Source organism: Rahnella victoriana (genome assembly GCF_004330295.1).
Lineage (GTDB): Bacteria > Pseudomonadota > Gammaproteobacteria > Enterobacterales > Enterobacteriaceae > Rahnella > Rahnella victoriana.
In genome coordinates this window covers 130667-157264 of the sequence record NZ_SJOJ01000002.1, presented here as the reverse complement: position 1 = coordinate 157264, position 26598 = coordinate 130667, and the positions used below count along the sequence as shown (strand labels likewise).

Annotated in this window: 15 protein-coding genes; 7 read left to right on the top strand and 8 right to left on the bottom strand. The window is 57.8% G+C overall.

From position 1 onward, the window contains the following. Positions 1 to 25: 25 nt before the first annotated feature. Positions 26 to 9649, bottom strand: a complete 9624-nt coding sequence (locus EYY67_RS02485; RefSeq protein WP_131692743.1) for an autotransporter-associated beta strand repeat-containing protein — start codon at positions 9647 to 9649, stop codon at positions 26 to 28. 258 nt (positions 9650 to 9907) lie between these two features. Here EYY67_RS02485 and EYY67_RS02480 point away from each other — a divergent pair, with 258 nt between their 5' ends. Continuing rightward, positions 9908 to 11695 (top strand): cation:proton antiporter, encoded by a 1788-nt coding sequence (locus EYY67_RS02480; protein ID WP_095921943.1) that lies wholly within the window; start codon positions 9908 to 9910, stop codon positions 11693 to 11695. A 5-nt stretch (positions 11696 to 11700) separates the two neighbouring features. Here the strand turns inward: EYY67_RS02480 and EYY67_RS02475 are convergent, their stop codons facing one another. Both EYY67_RS02475 and EYY67_RS02470 read right to left on the bottom strand, forming a co-directional pair. Then, positions 11701 to 13752 carry an FUSC family protein gene (locus tag EYY67_RS02475; protein WP_131692742.1) on the bottom strand — a complete coding sequence of 684 codons (2052 nt, stop codon included), beginning with the start codon at positions 13750 to 13752 and terminating at the stop codon, positions 11701 to 11703. 175 nt (positions 13753 to 13927) lie between these two features. Further along, positions 13928 to 14359, bottom strand: coding sequence for a CopD family protein (locus EYY67_RS02470; RefSeq protein ID WP_131692741.1), 432 nt, complete (start codon positions 14357 to 14359; stop codon positions 13928 to 13930). A gap of 203 nt (positions 14360 to 14562) precedes the next feature. Here EYY67_RS02470 and EYY67_RS02465 point away from each other — a divergent pair, with 203 nt between their 5' ends. Beyond that, on the top strand, positions 14563 to 15150 hold the full coding sequence (locus EYY67_RS02465; RefSeq protein WP_095921940.1) for a TetR/AcrR family transcriptional regulator: 588 nt from the start codon (positions 14563 to 14565) through the stop codon (positions 15148 to 15150). After that, positions 15147 to 16076 (top strand): DMT family transporter, encoded by a 930-nt coding sequence (locus EYY67_RS02460; RefSeq protein WP_131692740.1) that lies wholly within the window; start codon positions 15147 to 15149, stop codon positions 16074 to 16076. The genes EYY67_RS02465 and EYY67_RS02460 overlap by 4 nt, the downstream gene beginning before the upstream one ends. A 67-nt stretch (positions 16077 to 16143) precedes the next feature. Here EYY67_RS02460 and EYY67_RS02455 read toward each other — a convergent pair whose 3' ends face one another. The 4 genes from EYY67_RS02455 to EYY67_RS02440 all read right to left on the bottom strand — a co-directional run bounded on the left by EYY67_RS02455 (position 16144) and on the right by EYY67_RS02440 (position 20053). After that, a complete protein-coding gene (locus tag EYY67_RS02455; RefSeq protein WP_095921938.1) occupies positions 16144 to 17202 on the bottom strand; it encodes an NAD(P)-dependent alcohol dehydrogenase in 1059 nt (352 codons plus the stop codon). 105 nt (positions 17203 to 17307) lie between these two features. After that, positions 17308 to 18159: a helix-turn-helix domain-containing protein gene (locus EYY67_RS02450; RefSeq protein WP_131692739.1), complete on the bottom strand. Its 852-nt coding sequence runs from the start codon at positions 18157 to 18159 to the stop codon at positions 17308 to 17310. A gap of 81 nt (positions 18160 to 18240) precedes the next feature. Continuing rightward, complete coding sequence (locus tag EYY67_RS02445) at positions 18241 to 19008, bottom strand: phytanoyl-CoA dioxygenase family protein (RefSeq protein WP_131692738.1); 768 nt, start codon at positions 19006 to 19008, stop codon at positions 18241 to 18243. 139 nt (positions 19009 to 19147) lie between these two features. Next, entirely contained in the window at positions 19148 to 20053 is a 906-nt protein-coding gene (locus EYY67_RS02440) for a LysR family transcriptional regulator (protein WP_131692737.1), read from the bottom strand. Positions 20054 to 20206: 153 nt separating this feature from the next. On the opposite strand from EYY67_RS02440, the gene EYY67_RS02435 reads away from it, so the two are divergent. Beyond that, positions 20207 to 20932: a pirin family protein gene (locus tag EYY67_RS02435; RefSeq protein WP_119827104.1), complete on the top strand. Its 726-nt coding sequence runs from the start codon at positions 20207 to 20209 to the stop codon at positions 20930 to 20932. 47 nt (positions 20933 to 20979) lie between these two features. On the opposite strand, the gene EYY67_RS02430 is transcribed toward EYY67_RS02435, so the two are convergent. Continuing rightward, positions 20980 to 22488 (bottom strand): YchO/YchP family invasin, encoded by a 1509-nt coding sequence (locus tag EYY67_RS02430; protein ID WP_131692736.1) that lies wholly within the window; start codon positions 22486 to 22488, stop codon positions 20980 to 20982. A 348-nt stretch (positions 22489 to 22836) separates the two neighbouring features. Here EYY67_RS02430 and EYY67_RS02425 point away from each other — a divergent pair, with 348 nt between their 5' ends. Genes EYY67_RS02425 through EYY67_RS02415 form a run of 3 tightly spaced genes read left to right on the top strand, consistent with a single transcriptional unit; the run spans position 22837 to position 26597 of the window. Continuing rightward, a complete protein-coding gene (locus EYY67_RS02425; protein ID WP_095921932.1) occupies positions 22837 to 23586 on the top strand; it encodes a gluconate 2-dehydrogenase subunit 3 family protein in 750 nt (249 codons plus the stop codon). A gap of 15 nt (positions 23587 to 23601) precedes the next feature. Then, entirely contained in the window at positions 23602 to 25365 is a 1764-nt protein-coding gene (locus tag EYY67_RS02420) for a GMC family oxidoreductase (protein ID WP_095921931.1), read from the top strand. After that, positions 25362 to 26597 (top strand): cytochrome c, encoded by a 1236-nt coding sequence (locus tag EYY67_RS02415; RefSeq protein WP_131692735.1) that lies wholly within the window; start codon positions 25362 to 25364, stop codon positions 26595 to 26597. The genes EYY67_RS02420 and EYY67_RS02415 overlap by 4 nt, the downstream gene beginning before the upstream one ends. Position 26598: the final 1 nt, after the last annotated feature.

Below are 26598 nucleotides of genomic sequence, written 5' to 3'. Positions count from 1 at the left end.
ATATGCGGGCTTCTTTGTTATTGCCTCAGAAGCGGATTTTAATCCCCACCGTGCCGCTCAGATCATTGGATATCTGACTTTTTGATCCGCCGTTCTGGTAGCTTTTGCCCACTTCGGTGTACGCCTGCACTTCTGACGTGGCCGCCCAGGTCGCGCCCAGTGCCACTTCGGTACTGCTGTAACGCTGGTCAGCGGTCAGCGTGGTTTTTCCGGCGCTATTGGAAGTGTTGGTAAAGGAGGTCGAATCGCTGCCATCCGACAATTCCTGCCACAGATTGACCCGCACATACGGCTTCACACTGCCCTGTTGCGTGTCGTATTGACTGGTCAGACGCACACCCAGACGACCAATCACCGCATCATCAGCCTCGATGTCGGCACGGGTTTTGGCATCGCCCGGCATGATCACGCTGTCGAAATCGCTGTGCTGCCAGATAAGCTGAGCCTGCGGTTCCAGTGCCCAGTTGCTGTCACCCAGCTGCCAGGGTTTGCCGACTTCCACTGACGCGATAAACGTATTGCCGTCAGGGCTGAGCGAATCGTGGCTGTTGCCGGTTTTCAGATCCACGCTGTGGCGGCCATATTGCAGCACATTGTCGACATACAACCCGTCATCCCCCGTCCAGGTGGCGTAGCCGCCGAGGTAAAACGCGGTATCCGAGGTATAGCCCGCGCCACCGGAGGTCTGGCCCTGATAGCTGGTATCGATATCGAGCACGGTGGTGTAAATCCCTGCCCGCCAGCTTTCGTTCTGATACAAATCCACCCCGGCCTGCATTCCGTTCATGCGGGAATCTGCCTGCGTTGCCGTGGCATCGTTCAGGCTCTGGTGAGTGGATTGCGCGATATAACGCGCCCAGAAACGTCCTTCCTGATCTTCCGGCACGGTTTTGTCGTAAGGTTTTTCATCCCCGACACGCAGATGCAGCGTGCCGAGCACCGCCAGATCCGCCTGACGTACCGTGGTCGCCAGCCCGTTGAAGGCCGGGACATCCGGGCGATAGGTGGCGCGCAGGAACCAGTCTTCCCCCGCGCCGCCGGCATCGGCGGCAAACAGCCGGTACTGGAAGGCACCGGCATCAAGATGATCGGCACCGAGGGTAAAGGCGTCTTTGGTGGTTTGCGCGGTGGTGGTCGCGCCATTCACCGCTTCCACCACCGTGATGCCATCGCCGGTGGTTTCCTCGCCGAGCTGGCTGACATCAATATCCAGCCGGGTGACGCCGCTGGCGCTGCCGCCGTTAATCACCAGCCGGTCGGCCACGCCGGGGCTGTGCTGCTGCGCGGCAATTTTCAGCACGCCGTTGATGCCGACATAATCCCCGTTCACCGTCAGCGTTGAGCCGACATCGCCGCCGCGCAGATTTACCGTGCCCTGGTTCACCAGCGAGCTGAGGCTCTGGGACGTACCGCCGGTATCCAGTAACGCACCGGCGCTGACGATATGGTCTGACTGTTTACTCAGGGTATTGGCGCCGCTGGCCAGCAATGTGCCGCTTTGTACGAGCGTCAGTCCTGAATAGGTATTGCGGCCGCTCAGTACCGTGGTGCCGGCACCCTGCTGCCATAGCTGGCCGGTGCCGGAAATATCACCGGGCAAGGTCAGCAGGTTTGCGCGGTTAATCTGTAAGACCGCATTATTGACAATATCGCCGACAATGCTGCCCTGTTCGCCGCCGTTACCCAGCTGAACGGTGCCTTCACTGAGGGTCGTCGTGCCGGTATAGGTATTATCCTGCGTCAGCGTCAGGGTACCGCTGCCGGTTTTGATCAGTGCGCCGTTGCCGCTGATCACGCCGTTCAGCGCCACATTTTTGCCATCGGTATCCACCGTCCCCCCGCCGCTTTGCAGGCTGACGGCACGGCCGGTATTAAAGGCGCTGCCATAGCGCAGCGTGCCGCCGTCAAAGGCCAGCCCGCTGCCGGACTGTCCGAGGTTATTGTCTGCCGATACCTGTAAGGTGCCCGCTGAAATCGTTGTGCCGCCACGGTAGGTATTGTCGCCGCCGAGTATCAGCGTCCCGGCGTCGGTTTTGTTGATGCCGCCGCTACCTGCGATTTGCGAGTTAATGGTCGCGGTATAATCCGCGCCCTGCGCGGTCCCGTCGCCGACGCGGATCTGGGTGTCGGCGGTTGTGGTGGTGATCACGCCTTCCGAGACCACGTAACCGTCGGTGGCAAACTGTGCGCCGCTGATGGTCACCGCACCCAGGCTGTTATCCACCGTGACGTTGCCTTTGGTGCCACCGAAAATGGCGAAGGAGTTGTCGCTGAACGGCGCATTAAAGCGGCCATCCGGGGTGGTGACATCCGTTGACCAGTTATCGTTGCCGCTGCTGTTCTGCCAGACGCCATTACCGCCTTCAATCTGACTGTCATTTTTGTTGTCGCTGTCGGCACCGTCCCAGAATCGCAGGATAACGCCGGTGCGGTTCACCAGATTCACCTGACCGGCAATGGATGTCTGCACATACATATCATCCGCCGCCTGAGGCGCGGTGCCGATATCCAGCTGGTTATTGGTCAGCGCACCGGTGTAATTAAGGACACGGTAAATACCGACATCAAAGGTGCCGCCGGGGGTTTGGGTGATGTTCAGCTTGCCGTTGAGGTTCAGATCGCCGTTGACGTTGATCAGGTCATTCAGGCTGCCGCCTGCGACATAAGAGCGGCCAAACTGGAAATCGATTTGTGCGTTCTGATTTAGCGTCAGACCGCCGGTGGTCAGCACGCCGACGCTGTTCAGATCCGCGCCCGCCGCCAGATGCGCGTTATCCGCCACCGTGACAGTGCCGCCCAGCGTGCCGTTACCGCCCAGCGTGGCACCCGACGCCACGCTGACGGCGCCGGTCGCCGCCTGCTGATTGCCATTGACCAGCAAAACGCCCTGCTGCACGGCGGTGGCACCGGTGTAAGTGTTGTCGCCGGTGAGTGTCAGGGTGCCGTTGCCGGTTTTGCTCAGGCTGCCCCCCGCACCGCTGATCACCCCGCTGATGCCGTCATTGCGGCCAAGCGCCCCTTCGGTCAGTGAGGCCGCGCCGAGCACCACATTGCCCGCGCCGGAAAGCGAACCGATCGCCGTGCCGCTGCTGTCGGCGACATTCACCACGCCGCCCGCATTATTGGTAATCGTCGCGCCAGCGGCTGATGCCTGCCCGGCAAAGGTCACCAGCCCGTTGTTGGTCATCACGGCGTTGCCGCCATCCGCCTGCCCGCTGAGGTTCATTTGTGTGCCGGATGCCAGCGTAAACCGCCCGTTGCCGCCGCGGGCGTTGTCGCTCAGCCTGACCGCCGCACCGTTGGTGGCGGTTGTCACGCTGTCGGCCGCAGACGCGGAATCGTTGAAGGTCAGAATGCCGCTGTCGAGGGTGAAGGCGTGGTTCTGTGCCGTCGCGCTGTTATTGAAATTCACCGTACCCTGCTGATTCACCGTCACCGTGCTGTCGGATTTACCGAACACGCCGGTGGTATTGGCATCCACCGCCACTACGGTTGCGCCGTTATTGCCGCTCACCGTCGTCGCACCCTGATAGCTGTTGGCGCGGTTGAGCACCAGCGTGCTGTCGGTAGCAGACGTGGAATCACGCACCGTCAGTGGCCCCAGTCCGCCAATCACGCCGGTCGGGGTAAAGGTATGCCCGAAGAGATCTATCTGCCCGCCGCCGGTCTGGCTGAGGAACAGCGGTCTGTCGGTGGTGTAATCTGCCCCAATCTGTAATGTCGCATTGTTGTTGATCAGCACTGACGTGCCTGCTAACCCGAGGTTCTGATCCGAAGAAACGTTCAACACACCGCCATAAATTTCGGTGCCGCCGGTGTAACCATTAACGCCGGTCAGGATCAAACGTCCCGGATCGAATTTCAGCAGTTTAAGCCGGTCGGTTGATCCTGTTGCCGGAACCAGGTTGGCATCAATCCTGGTCGTCACATCCGCGCCGTCTGCGCCAGCTCCCACGCGAACCACAAAATACGCATCCGCATCGGTTTCACCCTGTGCCAGATAATTCTCCGAAGGAGAGAGATTGGCTGTCCTCACAATGGTCAGCGGATCACCATTAAGCACGTAGCCGGTGCTGTCGAACTGCATCCCGGCGGTGGTCACCGGGTTGAACGCATTACTGACGGTGACGGTGCCCGCCGTGCCCTGGAAGATAGCAAACGACGCCTGACTCCACGGATCGTTGCCAAAACCGGTGGCGGTCGTCCAGTTATTGGTGTCGTCAAGCGCCCGCGATTCCCACACGCCATTGCCGCCGTCAACCTGATTGTTGCCAGAGGTGCCGTCGCCGTGGTTGGTACCGAGCAAATTGCCATCCCAGAATTGCAGCGTGCTGGCCGGTTGCGGCGCACTCAGTACCAGATTGACCTGGCCGGGAATGGACGTCTGAACACCATACGTGCTCTGGTTGTTGGTCGGTAATGTCACCACATCCAGCACGTTGTTGGTCAGCGTACCGCCATAGCTGTAGAGACGATACAGACCCGGTGCAAAGATGCCTCCCGCAGAAAGTGTCACGTTCAGCAGACCGTCAAGGGTCAGATTTTGGCTGACGTTAACGAAATCATTCAGCGCACCGCCGGCGACCGTGATCTGACCGAGTTCAAATTTATTATTGGTGGTCGCAGACAGGTTCAGATTGCCATTAATGTTCAGTGTGCCTGCACCGCCGTCGCCCGGCGTCAGGGTCGTGTTCGCGCCAAAGGTGACGTTGCCGCCAATCGTACCTTTACCGCCGAGCGTTGCGCCGCTGGCGACGGTGGTTTCGCCGGATGCGTCGCGCTGATCACCGTTCACCAGCAAGGTACCGCCGTTCACCTGCGTCACGCCCTGATAGGTATTGGCACCGCTTAACCGCGTGGTACCGCTGCCGGTCTGGTAAAACGCGCCGGTTCCGCTGATCACGCCGCCCAGATTCACCGTATCGGACTGGTTAATGTTCAGCACGCCGTTGTCGGTGATATTGGTCAGCGGCGATAACGCCCCCGGCGCACCGCCATTGCCCAGTTGTAACGTACCGCCGCTGTCGATCAGCGTGTTGCCGGTATAGGTGTTCTCGCCAGTCAGGATGGTGGTGCCACCGCCCGCGCGTTCCAGCCCGCCGGTGCCGCTGATGATGCCGGAATAGGTCTGCGCGGCGGACAGGCCGTCAAATATCAGCAGGCTGTCCGCGCGGTCGGTGATGACATTGTAGTTATTGATGCTCGCCAGCGCGGAATTGGTGACGTTGTCACCGCTGCGCACGGTGGCACCGTCGCTGATGCGGATCTGCGGCGTGCCGGAAAGCTGCAAATTATCCACCACGCGCAAATCCGCGTCGCTGCCGGTCACCGCCAGCGTGCTCCAGCCGGTGCCGATATTGGTCACCGGCAGCGCATCTGCCGCCAGCGAGCCAATCTGTGCCGGATCGCTGGCCGCGTGCGTATCGGTAAAGGTCAGCGTGCTGCCGCTGCCGCCATTACTGAGAATGTGGCGGGTGGCGCTGAGATCCACATTGCCGATGTTGGCGCGGTCATTGCCGTCTGAGCCGGTGAAATCCACCGCGCCATCCAGCGTGCCCCCGTTCCAGGTAAAGGTGTCCGCTCCCGAACCGAGATTGATCAGCCCGGTGGTCGCCTGGGTGCCGGACAGCGTGACATTGTCACTTCCGCTCCCCGTCCGCAATGCCGTGGCCGTATTGCTGGCGGCGCTGAGCGTCCCCTGATTGGTCACGGTATTGGCGGCGCTGCCGCTGGCGTCAATCACCACCGAGTTCTGGCTGGCATCCGTGATGGTGCCGTTGTTAAGAATTGTGCGGCTGGCGGCGCTGCCGTTGATGCGGATTAAGGCCAGCGGATTAAGCGCGCCGGTGGCGTTAATGGTTCCGTTGTTGGTAAACGCGCCCGCATTGGTGGCGAGCACCGAGGTATTGGTGTTGCTGCTGGTCTGGATATTGCCGTTATTGGTGACAGCGCGGGCATCGGCCGCCGAAATCGCCGCTCCGCCGGTCGCGCCCATGGTGATGTCCGCGCCGGAGGTGACGCTGCCGTTGGTTCGCGCCAGAATACCGACGCCGTTCGCTCCGGTGGCGTTGATGGTGTAACCGGTTCCGATGGTCAGATTGCCGGTGGTGCTGGTTCCTCCCGCCTGTTCGAAGGCAAACCCTGACCCGCTGCCGGACACGTTGAGAACATTGCCGGTTCCTTCGGCATTGAACGTCACGGCGGTGCGGATGGCCGGGCCATCGGCAGCGTTGATCACCACGTCAGTCAGATTAATGTTGGACGTATCGGCTTTGTTATTGATCCCCGCGCCGGTACCGCTGATATCAATCTGCGTGTTGCTGGCGGTCAGGGACGATGAACCGGTATCCATCAGAATGCCGTCCGCGCCGCCGCTGGCGGTGATCTGATTATTGCTGCCGCTGATCGCCAGCGCCGCGCCGTTCCCCACCAGCTGGACGGCTGCCAGCCCGCCGGTGGCCGTCACATCACCGAGCTGCGTGACCTGCGCCCCCGCGCCCTGAACTTTCACCCCGACATTGCCGCTGTTAGCAACGCCGGACACCGTGATGTCGCGTGAGTTGGTCAGCGTGCCCTGATCCTGAATGTACACACCAATATTGTTGGTGCCGGAGACGCTGATCGGCGCATTGTTGGTGGCGATACCGCCGTCGTGCAGATAGATGCCGATATTGTTGCTGCCCGCCAGCACGGTGCCATCGCTTTCGATATCTACGTTGCCTTTGTGCGAAATGTCATAGCCTTTGATACCGCTCTGACTGGCGGTGGTGCCGATATCCACTCTGGAAAGCACGTTGGTCGCCAGCGCGTCGTCGCTGTCGCCAATCGTCCCGTCGATCGCATAGCTGCGGCCATCCACCACCACGGCGGTGGAGTTGTTGTGATTCAGCAGAATGCCGCCGTTATTGATGGTCCCGGTCGCGCCGCCGGTGATTTTCACCCCGACCGCATTTTCACCGTTGACTGAAATGGTCGCCGCACCGGTATCCAGCGTGGTCAGCGCGTCATCGCCGCCGCCCGGCTGGCCGTCCGCGCCGGTATCCAGCCCGTTAGCAAATACCCCCGTTGAACCGGTGCCGCTGACCGTCAGCTGGTAGGCACCGGCATTGCCGGAATCGCCGTCAAACTGCGCGCCATGGTCGATCAGGAACAGCACTGATCTCGCCTGAGCGTTGTCATTGATGATGGCGCTGCCGAGATTGATGCTGGCGTCCTCGCCGTAGGCGTAATAGCCAATCTGGCTGTTATTGGCGAAGTTCAGCAATGCGTTCGCGCCCACGTTGATAGTGGCGGATCCCCGCGCATGGACCCCAATCGCACCGGCGGATAACAGGTTAATCGCAGAGTTGATCGTGGCCGTGGCCTGATTGCCGCTCAGCCCTTCGGCGTAGACCGCATAATTGCGGTAAGTGTAAGGGTTGCTGTCGTTGCCGCCGTTATCACCGGCCGCGCCGACGGTAATGGTACCGGTATTGGTGGAATTCACGGCCGCCGCTGCGGTACTTGCCAGCAGATTGATCGCCACGTTGTTCTCGCCGGTGACGCGGATGATGCCGGTGTTGGTGACGTTAGTGGTGTTGGTGGCGGATAAGCCATAATTCGGTGCCGCAGATCCGTTCGCGCCAAGGCCGCCCAGCACATTGATCGTACCGGCGTTCAGCACCGCGCCGGTGCCGCCATTGACCAGCATACCTACCGCGTTTCGCGTCGCCGTGCCGAGGGTAATCGTCCCGTTGTTGGTCACATTGCCGGTGCTGCTGGTGCGGATAGCCGCCGACTGTACCGCGCCGCCGACCATGCTGGTGGCAGAAGGTGCGGCGCTGGCCGTCACCGGCGTGGTACCGATATAAATATTACCGCTTGCGGCGTTGGTGAAGGTCGCCGCGCCGGAAATATCTGCCGCGTAACCGCTGGCACGCCCGTTGGTATTATGGCTGTTACCGGTCAGCGCAAGGGTGCCGCTGTTGGTGGCCGTGGTGGTGCCCTGCGCCTGCATCCCCACCGCGTTCGCCGTGGTGCTGTCGGTCAGCGCAACGTTGATATAACCGGTATTGGATAACTGGCTGGCGCCCAGCCCCTGCATCGCCACGCTGCCCTGATTACTGACATTCTGGTTGCTGCCATTTTTCTCCAGAAACAGTCCGGCATTGAGCGTGCCGGTGTTGGTGTTGGTGGCGGTCGCATCGGTCGCTTTCATACCCACACCGGCCGGGCTGGCGCTGTCACTGCGCCAGATATTGATATTGCCGTTATTGGTTATCGTGGCACCGCGATCTGCACGCATCACGGTTGAGGCACCGTCCACCGCCAGACTGCCGGTGCTGGTCACGGTGCCCGTCGCCAGTGCGCCGGTGGCGTAAATCACATTCAGATCGCCGGTGCCCAGCGTGGCGTTATTGGTGTGCGACAGTGAATCCTGCCAGACGTGATAAGTCAGATCCACGCGGTTACTTTGTTCGTTATCCAGCAGACTTTGAATAATGGCGTTATAGGTATTCTGGGCAATCACCGCAGAATCAATCACCGCCCCGCCATTCTCCGGCGGTAACGTGACGCCGCCGGTCAGCCACAGCTGAACCTGACTGTTTTCCCGGCTGGTCCCCAGCAGGAAGTTATTCACTGTGGCAATGTCAGCCGCCGAGGTAATGTCAAACTCACGGGTGCCTATCTGAACCACCCTTCCTGCCACCAGTGCGTAATTGGGCAGCGTGATGGAATCACTGTATTTTGAACTGACAGCGGTTTCAGATTGCAGGTCACTGTCGATCACTGCCGCCGGTGAAAAATGAACATAGTTATCCGACAACCAGTTCACCTGACTGGCTGCATTGTCCGTGCCGTCTGCTTTTGCCAGGGTGGAATTCTTCGCCAGCAGATTAAGGGTGTTGGCGGCCGCAGAGATAGCCGTCGTGCCGCCGGTATCGGCACCGATATTGATATTGGCGGTACCGCCGTTTGCCGAGACGCTGGCAATACCGAAATTGTTGTAGATATGAAATGAGTTCGGCGCATAGACGTTGAGCGCTAAATCGCCGACTTTCGCATCCGTCGACGACGAGAAGGTCGAGGAATCATAAACTTTTATCACCGAATAACTGCCATCCAGCCCCGGCACCACCACGTTCAGCTCCTGATTTTGCTGGGGTACGGCGGGGTTGGTGGAGTAGGTAAAGTTATCGATATTGGCGGAGGTGATCGGCGTGACGACATTATTGGCATCCGTGGCCTCAATCAGGGTGATGCGCCCCGGGTCCGCACCGGTGCCCGTGCTGTCTGTCAGGCCGTTGCGCACCAATAACGTGGTGAACGTGCCGTTCGAACCGGCGGCAAGGGTCGGGATCGCCCCGAGAATATTCAACGTCGTCCCGGCGGCATAATGATTGGCCGTGGCGGTGTCGCCATCAATGGTGAAAGCAAAACCCGTTTCACGCAGAATGTCGTAATTGGCGAGAACCGGGAAAGTATAAGAAGGATACGCCACTGCCCAGTTCACATCTTCCGCCAGCACCGGCGTGGTGGTTAACGCCAGGGCGACCGAAACGGCCAGACGGGTGCGGCCACTGCCCTTGCGCTGCCCTTTGGTGGTTTCAGGTGCGGCAACCCACGCAGACCTGACTTCGCTCCATATCAGACGGTAGATCTTATTCATCAGAGGATCCCGGATAAAGTGATTCAACATGGCCTGCATGGCCTTCAGAAAACGCGATACGGCTGGAGTGACTGGCTGACAAATCTGACTAAAAATCTCTTTTAACCTAAACCTACAACGAAACATCCTGAAATTTGCCTTACTAATTCCTTACATAAAGGTAAGCTACACTTACAAAAACGCAACATTGTGCGAATAATTTGGTGACATCACAGGCCGTCCGCTGGCCCTCTGCTTCTTATCTAAAAGGGAAATTTTATGTTGCTGTCGGCTCCGCTGATGCTGGTGATTATTGGTCTGGGATCGTTGCTGGCGCAGTGGCTGGCCTGGCTGCTGAAAATTCCCGCCATTCTGCCGCTGCTGTTACTGGGCGTGGTGCTCGGGCCGGTCGCGCAGGTGATCACCCCCGATGCCCTGTTTGGCGATCTGCTGTTTCCGCTGGTGTCGATCTCGGTGGCGATCATTTTGTTCGAAGGCGCACTGACGCTGAGGATTGATGAAGTTCGCGGGCTGGGCGGCGTGGTGCGCAATCTGGTGACCATCGGCATGCTGGTGACTTTCGCGGTGATAAGTCTGGCGTGCTGGTGGTTGCTGGGATTTGCCCCGGAACTGGCGGCGCTGGTGGGCGCGGTCACGGTGGTCACCGGGCCGACGGTGATTGCGCCGCTGATGCGCGTGGTGCGTCCGAACGCGGCCATCAATCAGGTGCTGCGCTGGGAAGGGATTGTGATTGACCCGGTGGGCGCGATTTTCACCCTGCTGGTGTTTGAATTTATTACCCTGCGCGAACACGCCGAATCGCTGACTCATCTTTTCTGGACGCTGGGTGCGACCGTGGCGGCCGGACTGGTGCTCGGCTCGCTGTTTGGTTATCTGCTCGGTGTGGCGCTGCGCCGCGTGTGGATCCCCGCTTATCTGCAAAACCTCGGCGTACTGGCGGTGATGCTGACGGCGTTCGGTCTGTCGAATGCCCTCGCCGATGAATCCGGCATGCTGACCGTCACCGTGATGGGGATCTGGCTCGCCAATATGCGCGATGTGGATACCACCGATATTCTGGCTTTTAAAGAGGAACTGTCGGCCATCCTGATCTCGGCGCTGTTTATTATTCTGGCGGCACGTCTGGATATTCACGCGCTGATGGCGATGGGCTGGCCGCTGGTGATCCTGTTGCTGGTGGTGCAGTTTATCGCCCGTCCGCTGTGTATCGCGGTATCGACCTGGCGTTCGTCCCTGCACTGGCGGGATCGCCTGTTGCTGTGCTGGATTGCCCCGCGAGGCATCGTTGCGGCGGCAGTCAGTTCGCTGTTTGCCCTGACCCTGCAACGCATGAATTATCCGCAGGCCGACAAACTGGTGACCGTGGTATTTGCCATCATCATCGGCACGGTGGTGTTGCAAAGCCTGACCAGCCGGGCGATTGCCCGCGGATTACGGGTACAGCAGCGGGCACCGCGTGGCGTGCTGATCATCGGGGCCAATACCGTGGCACGGGCGCTGGCGAAAGTGCTGATGAAACAGGATATTCCGGTTCGGCTGACCGACAGCAGTTGGGAGTATTACCGTCAGGCCCGGATGGATGGCATTCCCGCTTATTACGGCAATGCCTGGTCGGAACATGCGGAAAACTATCTGGATCTGAGCAGTACGGCGCAGGTGCTGGCGCTCTCACCGAACCGCCATCAGAACGCGCTGGCGGTATACCATTTCGGCCATATTTTCGGCCGTGATAACGTGTTTGCCGTGCGATCCGGCCCGGCGATTAAAGGGGCGCGTTCGCAGGAAAACAGCCGCTTCCAGCGTCATGAAGTGCTGTTCAGTACCGAAGCCACTTATTCCAAACTCAGTTCCCTGCTGGCACAGGGCGCGGTGATCAAGGCCACCCATCTGAATGAAAGTTTTGGCTGGATTGATTATCTGGAGAAAAACAGCGGCGTGCTGCCCCTGTTTGCCGTGCGGGAAAACCAGTCGCTGGTGATATTAAAAGACGGCAATACCCCGCCCGTCCCCTGCACACTGATTGCGCTGGTGAACGGCGCGGGGTGATCCGCTCACGTCGCCTCAGGCCAGCGTGCCGTCGGGTACAGCGCCATGCGGATATTGAACAGATGAAACAGCGGCGTGAACAGTTCAATGTCCGAGCGGCACAGGGATTCGAGGCGCAACAGCACCTGATTCAGTTCGTTGAGCAGCGAATCCGGCGGGCCGATGTAGATATTTTTCAGCCGGTGCCTGATGTACTTATTGATCTCAAACATCAGCACCTCGGTCCCGAGCGCGTGATGTTTGAGGATGTCCTGATGGCGGGCGTAAAAGTCATAGCAGTTCACGCCCAGCCAGATTTCCGTGATCAGGTTGCCGCCCAGCGCCACCTGCGGCGACGGATCCACTTTGTTACGCGGCAAAATAATGTTCACTTTGTCCAGCATACTGCCGACATATTGCTGACGCGCCAGCAGTGACGAGGCATTGATTTTGATCTCACTGGTGAACTGCAACAGTTCCTTGATGCCTTTGCGCAGCGCACGTTTTGCGGTCCACGAAGGCCGTTTGTTTCGGATCAGGGCGGTGGTCAGCAGCGCAATCACAATCCCGACAATGGTGGAAATCGCCGCGTTCACAATCACCAGCAGATCCGGTTTGAAATCGTGGCTCATGCCAATAAAACCGGGGATCTGGGTGGCGATGATCAGACCGATAAAGTTGGTGGAAGGATTGGCGATCACCAGCCCCAGCGCCAGCAGGCCGGGCGCCAGACAGATAATCAGCGACTCAAAGGTCACCGCCATCGGAATAAACACCACCGCATAAATCACGCTGATAATAATGGCGATCAGCACCCCTTTCAGAAACACTTTGATTGAGGCGATCGGGCTGTCGAGCGAAGCAAAGAACGAGCAGATGACCGCCGCCATCATCGGCGCAGACGCCCCGTCACGCCAGCCGGTGCCGATCCAGAACAGGCAGCCGACCATCGTCGCCGCAAAGGCGCTGAACGCCGACAGCATGATCATCCCTTCGTCCGTATGGCGGCGCAGCAGCAGTTTCAGCTTGCCGCGTTTTTTCTCTTTGCTGATCTGGCTGACCCGCTCGGTCACGCCGTAATAGGATTCCGTGATGTGCACGAAATTCTGTAACCGCTCCAGCAGGCCGGTGAATAACAGCCCTTCCTCCGGCGTCATGTCGCCGTTCTCATACAGGGTTTTAATTTTATCCTGCGAGGCGCGGATCTCGTTCTGAATGCCCTGCGCGTTGCCGCTGAGTTCCGCACTGTTCAGCCACAACAGGAACTGGCTGAAGGTCGCCGAGACAAAATCGGGGAAAGGAATTTCCTGTTCGGCCAGCAAATTCAGGCGTTTCTCGATGGCCGTCAGCGTCGGGATCAGATAGGAAAGGTGCTGGTATTGCGCCATCACCAGGCGGATCAGACGGCGGGCCGAATCGCCCTCGAACACACAGTGAGTGATCAACGCTTCGACGCTGACGGGGTAATTCGCCATCTGCACCAGAATATGTTCACGCTCCGGCGACGGCCCTTTGGCATTCACCGTCAGCAGTTCGTTGCATAATTTTTTGGCGCTTTCGTACCAGTTATTGACGCTGTTCTCCAGCAGGTTGCGCATCCGCACCGGGAAAACCAGCATATGGATCAGCGAGCTGCAAACAATCGCCACGGTGATCTCTTCCACGCGGGAAATCACCGTGTAGGTGATCGACAGCGGCGTATCGACATCGGCAAAGCCCATGATGGCTGCGCTGTATCCGGCCAGCATAAACACATAGCCTTTCGGCGTGCGGTCATGCAGTGAAAGATAAAGACAAAACGCCACCCACAGCGACACGCTCAGGCTGAAAAGAACCGGATCGGTCACCGTAAAGGGATAGACCAGAAAGATGAAAACGCCGCCTAATACCGTGCCGAGAAAACGGTACGTGGCTTTGGAGAGGGTTGACGCCGAGTAAAGCTGTGAAATGACATACACCGACACCATCGACCAGGCCGGTTTATCGAGATTGAGTTCGAGCGCGATATAGAGTGCTAAAAATGCTGCAATACAGGTTTTTACCGAGAACAAAACCGCATTTTTTGTTAACCATTTCATCGTTAAATCAACAGCTCAGCGTGTTTCAAAACGGCAGTTTACCCTGTGCAAAAAGTTCCACCAGATTCAAGATTGTAACAAAACATACCTGACTATTAATCACTGTGTATAATCAGTTGCTTGCTACATAAAAAATCCACGCATTCACGTGGATTATATTTGCCTGCAACGCGATTCAGAAAGGCCGGATCACCGCTAAAATGCCAATCAGGATCACGCCGGTCACAATGACGGTGCTGGCGTTGCGCACCAGCGCCATATCTTTTACCGGCTGGCCGTTGGCGCGTCTGCGCAGATTGCCGGACAGCATGCCGTGCAGCGCGGAGAGCACCAGCACCACCACCATTTTGATCAGCAACCAGGCGTGCGGGAATTTGCCGTAGCTGACAATCATCACAATGCCCGCCACCCACAACAAAATCATCGCCGGACTGGTGACACAGCGGTTCCATTTGCGCACGGTGTCGAGCAACGCCCGCTGACCGGCACTTTCCGCCTCCCCTGCACTGCGTGAATACGCGCCCCACACCAGCGCCATTGCCAGCATTCCGCCAATCCACAGTATCCCCGCAATGATATGCAAGGCATTAAGCCACTCATGAAGCATGTTTACCCCTCCGGAAGTTTAACGACAATGCTGCTGTGCCTGCTGACGTCAACCTGCTGTCTGCCAACGGCTTTTAGCCGATTATGTCGCTTTCCCACACGAAAGGCACGGGTAACCCGTCACTTTTTCTTAATGGTTCAGGATTTACAAGCAGTAGGTAGACTGGTATACCTACTGGCAACTTATCTGCGACGGGAAATAACATGTCCACTTCAGGATCTTCCACCGAAAGCGCCCGCGACCGCCTGCTGGGTGCCGCCAGGGTACTGTTCTATAACGATGGCATCGCCGCCACGGGTATCGATGCCATTATTAAACGCGCCGGTGTGGCCAAAAAAAGCCTCTACAACAATTTCGAATCCAAGGCCGAACTGGTGGCGACTTACATTGAAATCCGCCATGACGAATGGCTGGCGTTGTATGCCCGGCGGGTTGAAAAGGCGTCCACGCCGAAGGAAAAAGTTCTCGCCGTGTTTCAGGCCTATGACGACCACGCCGAATTTGCCTATGAGCGCGGTTTTCGCGGCTGCGGGTTGCTGAATGCCGCGGCGGAACTGCCTGCCGGCGCGCCGGGCAGACTGGCGGTGCGCGGGCATAAAGAGCACGTGGAAGCGATCGTGACCGGCCATCTGCTGGCGCTGTATCCGCAGGATGAGGCTAAAGCGCGGCTGATGGCGCGGCATTTTTCTTTCCTGCTCGAAGGGGCGATTTCGCGGGCCGGTCTGGAAGGCAACGGTCACTGTGTCCGTCAGGCGATGGATATGGCCGCGATGATGATGGAGAGCGCATGAGCGTCACGCCAAAAGAACGCATGACCGGCGTGCTCGCCGTGGTCTTTGCCTCGGTATTGTGGGGGACCACCGGTACGGCGGCCACCTTTGCGCCCGATGTCAGCCCGCTGGCCATCGGTGCGGTGGCGATGGGACTGGGCGGCCTGTTACAGGCGCTGATTTCCCTGCGGGGGATTGCCGCCAGCCGGGCCATTTTTCGTCAGAACGGGCGTATGTTGCTGACCGGTGCGCTGGCCGTGGGCATCTATCCGCTGGCGTTTTACGCCTCAATGCATCTCGCCGGTGTCACGGTCGGCACGGTGATTTCTATCGGTTCCGCCCCGCTGCTGTCGGCGCTGATTGAATATTACCTCGACGGCCAACGTCTTACCCGCCGCTGGATGACCGGTGCCGCCATTGGCGTAACGGGGATGCTGTTGCTGTGTATCGGGGAAAGTGGCGGCCATGCGGCTGCCGGTCAGGGCAACGGCGTGATTGCCGGTGTGGTGCTCGGGCTGATTGCCGGACTGACTTACGCGCTTTATTCCTGGGCGGCGCGTCATCTGATGCAGCGCGGCATTCCTTCCCGTGCGGCGATGGGTGCGACCTTCGGGCTTGGCGGTTTGCTGCTGATGCCGGTGCTGCTGGTGACCGGTGCGCCGCTGCTGGCGTCGTGGAACAATGCCGCCGTCGGTGTGTACATGGCGCTGGTTCCGATGTTTGTCGGTTACGTCTGCTTCGGCTATGCCCTCGCGCGTATTCCGGCCAGTATGGCGACCACCATTACCCTGCTGGAACCTGCCGTCGCGGCGGTGCTGGCGGTGGTGATTGTCGGTGAAAGATTGCCGCCGATGGGCTGGACCGGTATCGGTCTGGTGGTGGCCTGTCTGATTTTCATCACGGTACCGCTCAGAAGAAGGACGGTATTGCGTTCGGTGAAACCCTAAAAAAATGGCCAGATCATCATCTGGCCATTTCTATTTCCGCGCTTTTGATTTAGCGATACGGCAAACGTTATGCGGTCGCAGGCGCGTCAAGCGACGCCATATCGATCACAAAACGATAACGGACATCCGCCTTTTCCATACGCTCAAACGCGTGGTTAATTTCATCCATACGGATCATTTCGCAATCCGGCAGAATGTTTTTCTCGGCACAGAAATCGAGCATTTCCTGCGTCTCGCGGATCCCGCCGATTGGCGAACCGGCCACACGGCGACGGCCTAACAGCAACGGCACGGTGTTAAATTCTTCCATTCCGCCGACCTGTCCGACAATCACCAGCGTGCCATCCACATCCAGCAACGGCAGGTACGGCGTGATGTCATGTTTGACCGGCACGGTATCGATGATCAGATCGAAATGATCATGCGCCTGCGCCATCGCGTCGCTGTCTGCGCTGACCAGCAGACGGTTTGCACCGAGCGCCAGGGCATCGGCTTCTTTGGCATTGGAGCGGCTCAGCACGGTGACATCCGCGCCCAGACCTGTCGCCAGTTTCACCGCCATATGGCCCAGACCGCCGAGGCCAATCACGCCCACACGGCTGCCCGGCTGGACGTTCCAGGTTTTCAGCGGTGACCAGGTGGTGATACCTGCACACAGCAATGGCGCGGCTTTGGAGAGATCTAAACCTTCAGGCATACGCAGACAAAACTCTTCGCGCACCACTAAATGTTTGGAGTAACCGCCCTGCGTAGGCTGTTTGGTGTGACGGTCATAACCGGCGTAGGTCCCGGTGTTCCCTTCACGACACAGTTGTTCTTCACCTTTTTTACACTGATCGCATTCCTGACAACTGTCCACCATGCAACCGACGGCAACATGGTCACCGATTTTGTAACGGGTGACATCTTTACCCGTCTGCGTCACACGGCCGACAATTTCATGGCCGGGAACAATCGGATAATAGCTCCAGCCCCAGTCATTTCTTGCCGTATGTAAATCGGAGTGGCAAACGCCGCAATACAGAATTTCCATTGCAACATCGTTATCACGCAGGCCGCGGCGTTCGAACGCATACGGGGCCAGCGGTTTTTTAGGATCGTAAGCCGCAAATCCAACAGTTTTCATCAGTAAACTCCTGAGTCGTTAATGACCTATTTACTATAGATTTTTAAGCCGCCGCCACAAGCCACAGACCTCCTGATTCCTTGCCTGATCCTGCACAACGCCCGGTCAGGATTTTCGGTCGGGAAGCTGGCTCAGCCACTGGCTGCGGTATTCGGAAGGAGAACGGGCGGTGCTTTTGCGAAACACGCGACAGAAATAGTTGCTGTCAACAAACCCGCTGCTGGTCGCCACTTCTTTGATTTTCAATTCGTAGCCTTTGAGCAGCAGTTTCGCCCTTTCCAGCCGGACATGATTTAAATATTCGCTGAAACCGATATCGCCGGATTTACGGAACAGGTGGGACAGATAATTGGGCGTGATGTGAAAACGCTTCGCGACATTTTCGCGGGTCAGCGGCAGTGAGGCGTTCTCTTCGATATATTTTTTCACCACTTCAAACAGCGCGCCGCTGCGGGTGAGGATTTGCGCCCGGTTGGCTAACTGCTCCTGACAGTGACTTAACAGCCCGGCCACGATGCAACGGGCGGTTTGCTGATCGCCGGGACTGGAGACGATTTCATTCATGGCCTGCAACAGAAAAGACCCGACGCGCGGGCCGAGTCGCGGCACACTTTGTTTATCGGTATCCGTAAACTTGCCGCCGTCCCAGAATTGCAGGCTGAAACCGAGCTTTTCTTTGCTGAACAGAATGCTGAGTAAAATGGCGGGTTTGTCCCACAGCGTCAGGTTCCATTTTCCGCCGGGAATATACAGTGCATCGCCCTGCCGCAGCCGTCCGTTATGCAGGACGATGCTGCGGTCATGCACCTCGCCTTCAACGACAAACTCTATGCGCGGAAAACTGACCACGCTGGCCAGTTCCGGCGCGGGCCGGGAATTATCAGGAAACCGGATGGCGAACGCCGCCTCACTGCCGGAAACCGACCGGAAGAGTGTTTCTATCACGTCTGGCAGCATAGCGGTCTCTCCGTTATTTCTTTTCAGCGTAACAAAAAAAAGCCTGATCCGCAGACCAGGCTTTCCATGTTGAGAGCTGACTCAGAGAACATCCAGCAACCATTTCTGCGCGGGCGTCAGGCGGTCTGCCGTTTCCGGCTTCAGCCATTTGCGCTGATCCTGCTGCTGCGCGTCGTCGCGATCAATATATAAACTGTGCAACACCCGGCGCCGCGTGCCGATACGGTTATTGGTGCCGCCGTGCCAGGCGTGGGCGTTGTAGATCATCACGCTGCCCGCAGGCGCTTCAAACACCACTTCATCGGGATGCGGTAACCCGACGTCAGCCAGCACGTCTTCCGGCAATTCCGGGCGGTGATGGGTGCCGGGAATAATGCGCGGCGCGCCGTTGGCGGCACTTAAATCATCTATCGCCACAATGGCGTTAACCAGATGCACTTTCGGGAAATCCGGACGGGGCTTTTTCCAGTCGGCGTGCAGCGGCTGATGGCCGCCACGGTGCAGCGCCTCGCGCCCGTTCAGGCTGGAAACTTTAAACGCGCCGCCGAAGATGTGATGGCAGACGGAGAGGATCCGCGGGTGCGACCAGACCTTTTCCCACACGGTGCCTTTGTTAATCATGTTAGCGATGCGGGTCGCGGTGGCTTCCTGATGGTGCTCGACGGCCAGATTATCGCCCTCTTTTTCCACCAGCGCGTCAAAAGTCGCACGCATATCTTCCAGCCAGTCTTTGCCGATAACATCATGAATAACAATGTAACCATGGGTCTCCAGCTCATCCGCCTGTGCGGCGGTCAGTGGCTGTGTTGCCCCCAGTGCGTCGAGGTACTGTTCAGATGTATGTTTCATTTTCCGCCCTTTCAGTTAACGTTCGCGTAACATAAAAGTACGGCAGTTTTTATAGGAAAAAACGATGCAAATCCTACGAAATGCTGGATTAATGTGTGATCAGCAAAAAAGTGTGAGCCTGATAACCCGGTGACCGCCGTCATTTTTCGGCGGCTGACACCAGCAGTTGCGCCTTGAGACGTTCCTGCAAAAAGTCGAGAAACACCCGGGTGACCTCACTGCGCTGGCGGTGCTGCGGATAAATGGCGTGCAGATCCAGCGCACCGGGGTGAAACGCATCCAGCACCCGCACCAGCGCGCCATACTGCAACGCCGGGCCGACAATAAACTCCGGCAGCAGCACCAGCCCGAGTCCGGCAACGGCGGCATCGCGCAGCACTTCGCCGTTATTGCTGAGTATCGGCCCGCGCACTTCGAACAGCCTGCGTTTGCCGTTGTGCTCCAGCTCCCAGCCGGTCTGCCCTTCGCGGCCATAACGCAGGCACTGATGGCTGAGTAAATCTTCCGGCGTTCGAGGCGTCCCCCTCCGGCTGAGGTAATCGGGGCTGCAACAAATCACCCGTTTCATGGTGCCCAGCCTGCGCGCAACCAGCGAGGAATCCGCCAGGTTGCCGATACGCAGCGCGATATCAAAGCCTTCGCCCACCAGATCGACATAACGATCCACCAGTTCCACCTGAAACTGAATGCCCGGATGCTGGCCTAAAAACTCCGCAATCAGCGGTGAAAGATGACTGATCCCAAACGACATCGGAATGCTGATGCGGTACGACCCCTGCAATGCCTGTTTGCCGGGCGACACCGCCCGCTCCGCCTCTTCAATATCATCGAGAATACGCTGAGCGTGCTGAGCAAAAACCTGACCGGATTCGGTCACCGACAGCTTTCGCGTATTGCGGTTGAGCAGGCGCGCGTTTAATCCCGCCTCCAGGGATGCCATCCGGCGGCTGACATATTGTTTGGACAACAACAGCTGTTCTGCCGCCGCCGTGAAGTTTCCGGCTTTCACCACCGCCACAAAGATCCGAAGGTCTTCTATCTGCATCTTATCCGTTCCTTTTTATCGCCGCACCAGTGACAACCAAAATGTGACAGTGATAGTCATTCAACCGTATTGTTGAGCAAATTAGTTTACGTGTATTCTCTGTTCATCGGAAGCGCAAACGCACTTCCTCCCAAACACACTGAGGAGTACACCATGATCGAACAACGTCTCTCTGAACAACGCGGCTTAGGTGACCACGGCTGGTTGCATTCCCGTCACACGTTTTCTTTTGCCAGCTACTGGGATCCAAAACAGGTCGGTTTCTCAGACCTGCTGGTCATCAACGATGATCAGGTTGCAGCAGGTCGCGGCTTTGGCGCGCATCCTCACAGCAACATGGAAATTATCTCCTATGTGCTGGAAGGCGCACTGGCGCACAAAGACTCCATGGGCACCGGCTCGGTGATTGTCCCCGGCGATGTGCAGCTGATGAGCGCAGGTTCCGGCGTGACACACAGTGAGTTCAACCACTCCGGCGACGAACAGGTGCATTTCCTGCAAATCTGGATTGTGCCGTCTGAAAATGGCACCGAACCGGGCTACCAGCAGGTGTCTGTGTCAGAAGCGGAAAAACGCGGTCAGTTCCGCCTGATTGTTTCACCACAAGGTGACAACGGTTCGCTGACAGTGCGTCAGGACATGAAGATTTATGCCGGTTTATTTGACGGTGCAGAGCAGGCCACGTTTGACCTCGACCCGGACCGCTACGCTTACGTTCACGTGGCACGCGGTAACATCAGGGTGAACGGCATCGAATTCAGAACCGGCGACGGCGCGCGGATCCGTCAGGAAGATAAACTGACGTTCACCGACGGCGATCAGGCAGAAGTATTACTGTTTGATTTGCGTCCGGTAGAAGTGAATCATCCGGCCCGTTAATGTCATGATAACGCCTTCCCTATTGTTCAGGGGAAGGCGTTTTTTTGTCAGAAATTCAGCCCGCTGTCATTGCTGTTGTATTGCGGCTGCGCGGTCAGCGGTGGCGACACGGTCAGGGTGATCCAGTTCGAGGTTACTTTCTGCGATTTACTGTCTTCAACCGTCACCGACAGGCGATAGCTGTTGGTCGCGCCTGCGGAATCATCCCATTGCGGCACAATCACACTCCAGCCCTCGGGATCCCGGTTATTGGCCGGAGGCGTCAGGCTCAGCGCCTGCGTATCGCCCTGCCAGCTCAGCGCCACCACCGGATTCAGCGCCCGCAGTTGCAGTTTCAGCGGCACGGTTTCGCCCGGCTGTAATGACCACGGCGGCGTCGCCAGAAACACCGATAAAGTTTTGCGCTGCTTGAATTCCATCACCGGCATATTATTGCGATCGACCATATCAAACCGGCTGCCGCGTAACGAACGTGCGACGGCCACATTTTGCGATGACAATTGCTGACTGAGCGGCACGCCCAGCCGGTAGTTCAGCGTCAGTTTCACCAGATCCTGATTATCTCCGTCCTGCCCGGCCTGATGTTCCGCCATCACTGTCACCAGCGGCACCGGCGTGTAATTAAGACCAAAAGACACCGCCGACGGATTGCTCTGCCGCGTGCCGTTACCGAACAAATCCACCTGATTACCGAAATACTGCTCATAACTCAGCGAGGCGCCCAACTGGCGATAGAACGGCAAATACCCTTTGGTGGTGATGTCGTAACCGCGCGCCTGACGGCGCAGTTGTGCCGACGTGCTGCTGTCCGCTTTGTAAGACGAAAACGGATGATAGTAATTGGTGGAGAAACGCAGGTAATCGGTCCAGGCTTCAGCGCCCAGACTGCCGCGTGTCAGTTGGTGGTCGAAATCATTATCGAGAAAGGCGTTATAACCGAGCATCCATTTGCCGGTATTAAACCGCTGACCGAGACCGAAATTACCGACCGTCGCATCCGTGGCGTTCTCCAGCCCAATCTGGCTGTAAACCAGATTATTGTCAGCATTGTATAACGGGCTGAAAAGATGACCGGCGCTGCCGTCAAGATTGTGGCCGGTGACATCCAGCGAGGTACTGAGCGTGCCGAGCGGCGAAAGCAAACTGGTGCTTTCCTTTTCGACCAGTTTCGCCGCCTGATTCAGCGCCAGTGTTTCTGCCTGCACGCGCAACGGATCGTCGCTGTCCGCCGTGGTGGTTCCCAGCTCTTTCAGGGTGGTGGCAAGCCGGGTTTCGGTGGCCGACGGACCGTTATCCGATTTGATGTACTGACTGCCCAGGCTCGGTAACGTCTCAGGCTGCGGCGCAATGCCGTTATTAAAGGTGGAGTGTTGATCACTGGCGGGCAGGAATCCGGAAAGGTGATAACCCGGTACGCCGTATTCGGTGGGTTCTGCCGTCAGCGCACAGGCGCCTGCAGCATAAAAGGCCGTTCCCGCTGCGACAAACAGGGAGAGGCAGACGGTGCCTGCACGACGCTTCATGAAATTCGGAAATAAATCTGTGACGTCAATCATACCTTACACATTTTACCCATAAGGTTTGATCTTACCTGACGAACACCATAATTCAACCTTCACGCCACAAACGGTCAAACACATCATTTCCTGAAGTGAAAATATGCAGAATCATTACCCTGATGAATACAGTGGGTAATTTGTCAACAGATCACAAAAAACCATCTAAAATTACAAAACAAAAAACTATTCACACACATTTCATAACATTTTTAACAAACGAACCATTTATCTTTACAGACTGTTTTCATTTATTCTTAGCAGGTTAACGATTATCCCGACGCCACCCGACTGCGTTTTGCAGAGTGCGTCCGGACCTTAAAGTGCTTAAAAAAACAGGGAACATAAATGAGCAAAAAAACCTTGCCCGGCGTGACCCGCAGACAAATTCTCTCGTTCACGGCAGCCTCCGCAGTGCTGGGCGCCGCCAAAGCCGCCAACGCGGTGACGCTCAAAGGCACGCCCGTGTGGAGCCCCTTTGACGCCAGTCCCCCGCCGCAAATTGAAACCGACGGCTGGGCGTTCTTCACCGATGCCGAAGCCGCAGCCATGGAAGCGATTGTTGATCGTCTGGTGCCCGCCGATAACCTGAGCGTCGGCGGTAAAGACGCCGGATGCGCGGTATTTATCGACCGTCAGCTGGCCGGATTTTACGGCACCTACTCCCGCCTTTATATGCAAGGCCCTTTCCAGGAAGGCACACCCGAGCAAGGCGACCAGTCGCCGCTGGTGCCGCAGCAGCGTTACCGTCTCGGGCTGGCCGCACTGGATAAATACACCCAGTCACAGCATCAGAAGTTGTTCAAAGATCTGCCCGGCGACCAGCAGGACCACATCCTGTCAGGGCTGGAGAGTGGAAAAATTGCCCTGGATGGGATCGATTCCAAACTGTTCTTCGCCATTGCGCTGAAAAACACGATGGAAGGTTTCTTTGCAGACCCGATTTATGGCGGTAACCGCAATATGGTGTCGTGGAAAATGCTCGGCTTCCCCGGCGCGCGTTACGACTACCGCGAATATGTCGGCAAACACAATCAGAAACTCGATCTCGAACCGCTGAGTATTTCCGGCGGCGACGCATGGAAAATGAAAAGCTAAGGGCAGAACAACACTATGGCAAAGAAATTACCTAAAACCGACGTGGTGGTGATCGGGCTCGGCTGGGCCGGATCCATCATCGCCAATGAACTGTGCGACGAAGGGCTGAACGTGGTGGCGATTGAACGCGGCCCGTGGCGCGATACGGCACGCGATTTCAACGTGTCCACCGTCACCGACGAACTGCGTTACAACACCCGTCAGGAACTGATGTTACGCACCCGCCAGAACACCATCACTATCCGTAACAACCCGGCGCAAACCGCATTGCCGATGCGCGAATGGGGCTCTTTCCATCCGGGCAACGGTACCGGCGGCGCGGGCAACCACTGGGCGGGGATCACCTTCCGTTTCCAGCCGGATGAATTTCGCCTGAAAAGCCATCTGACCGAACGTTACGGCGCGAACGCCATTCCTGAAGAACTGGTGTTGCAGGACTGGGGCACCGACTGGGACGAAATGGAACCGCATTATGCGTCTTTCGAGCGTCTGGCCGGGGTATCCGGCAAAGCCAGTAACGTCAAAGGCGAGCATCATGAAGGCGGTAACCCGTATGAAGGGATGCGCTCGATTGAGTATCCGACCCGCCCGATGGATCAGCCTTACGGTCCGACGCTGTTTGCGGAAGCCGCCCGCAACATGGGTTACAAAGCCTTCCCGGTGCCCTCCTCGCTGATTTCCGAGCCTTACACCAACCCGCTCGGCGTGAAAATGGGGCCGTGTACCTACTGCGGTTTCTGCACCAACTACGGCTGCGCCAACTATTCGAAAGCCAGCGCCATCACCACGGTGTTACCGGCGCTGATCCGCAAGGAGAATTTCGAGGCCCGCACCAACTGTGAAGTGATGCAGGTGCTGACCGACTCCACCGGCAAACGCGCCACCGGCGTGATCTATATCGATTCTTCCGGCGACGAGTGGGAACAACCGGCAGATCTGGTGATCGTCAGCGCATTTACCTTTGAGAACGTGCGTCTGATGCTGCTGTCCGGTATCGGCAAACCCTACGATCCGGTGACCTTGAGCGGCACCACGGGCCGTAACTACGCCTATCAGACGGCCAACGGCGTGCAGCTGTTCTTCGATGACAAAAACTTTAACCCGTTTATCGGCGCAGGTGCGGTCGGTATGGGCATCGACGACTTCAACAACGATAACTTTGACCACAGCGGTCTGGGCTTCTTTGGCGGCGGCAGTATCCGCGTCACGCCAATCGGCGGCGCACCGATCGGTTACCGCCCTGTTCCGCCGGGCACACCGAAATGGGGCAGCGAGTGGAAAAAAGCCACGGTCGCCAACTACCTCAGCTCGATGTCGATCGGTTGTGAGGCCAGCAGCTACACCACCAAAACCAACTATCTGTCGCTCGATCCGAACTACAAAGACCGTCTGGGTCGCCCGCTGCTGCGCGTGACATTCGACTTCCCGGAAAACGACCTGAAAATGGCCGCCTATTGCACCGGCAAAGTGGCGGAAATCGCCAAGGCGATGAACCCGCGTCAGCTGGTCGCCAGCCCGATGAAAGGTCACTGGAACGGTACGCCGTATCAGTCTTCCCACGTGGTCGGCGGATTTGTGATGGGCGCGGATCCGTCCACCAGTTCCGTCAACAAGCATCTGCAGGTCTGGGATGTGCCTAATCTGTTCGTGGTCGGCGCGTCTGCCTTCCCGCAAAACCCCGGTTACAACCCGACCGGCACCGTCGGCGCACTGGCGTTCAAAGCCGCCCATGCGATCCGTAATTATTACCTGAAAAAACCGGGAGAGATGATCGCATGAAAAAGTTAACGTCATTCTCACTCGGGCTGGTGGCACTGACCGTCAGCGGACTGGCGCACGCGGCGGGCGACGGCTCTTTCGAGCAGGTTGAACGTGGCCGTTATCTGGCCACCGTCGGCGACTGCGCCGCCTGCCATACGGCCTCCACGCCGGATGCCAAACCTTTCGCCGGTGGCGTCCCGATCGAAACGCCGTTTGGCCGTCTGGTCGGCGCGAACATCACGCCGGATGCGGAAACCGGTATCGGTAAATGGAGCTTCGACGACTTCCAGCGCGCAATGTCGGAAGGCATCGGCCACGGCGGCAAACGTCTTTACGGCGCGATGCCGTTCACCGCCTACACCAAAGTGACCCGTGAAGATAACGCCGCGATCTGGGCGTATCTGCAAACCCTGCAACCGGTGCATCACGAAGTGGAAACCAACCAGTTGCCGTTCCCGTTCAACGTGCGTACCAGCCTGATGGGCTGGAACTGGCTGAACTTCAACAAAGGCGAATTCAAACCGCAGATGGATAAATCAGCGGAATGGAACCGTGGCGCGTATATCGTTGAAGGTCTGGGGCACTGCGGCACCTGTCATACGCCGAAAAATATCATCGGCGGCGACAAGGACAGCGAGTTCCTGCAAGGCGCAGTGGTGGAAGGCTGGGTCGCGCCGGATATCACCAGCAACAAGCACACCGGTGTCGGCAACTGGACGCAGGAAGATCTGATGCAATATCTGAAAACCGGATCTAACCGTTTCGATATCGCTTCCGGTCCGATGGCGGAAGAAGTCACCAATTCGTCGCAACACTGGACGGATGCTGACCTTAAAGCCGTGGCGGTCTACCTGAAAGACAGCGGTCATGACAGCGGCAACACCGCCCCGGCGGCGGTGAAAGCCGACGATAAAGCGATGATTGCCGGGAAGAATATCTATGCTGACCGTTGTTCGGCGTGCCACACGCCAGCCGGTAAAGGTCAGGAAGGTCTGTTCCCGCGTCTGGCCGAGTCGCCGCTGATCAACCAGACCAACGCCACCTCGCTTATCCGCGTGGTGCTGGCGGGCAGCCGTCCGGTCGCCACCGACAGCAAACCTACCGCACCGTCGATGCCGTCCTTTGACGCTAACCTGAGCGATGCCGATGTGGCGAACGTGCTGACGTATATCCGTAACAGCTGGGGAAATGCCGCCGCGCCGGTGTCGGCCTCAGACGTGAAAGACTTACGTGAAGAACTGAAAAAATAAG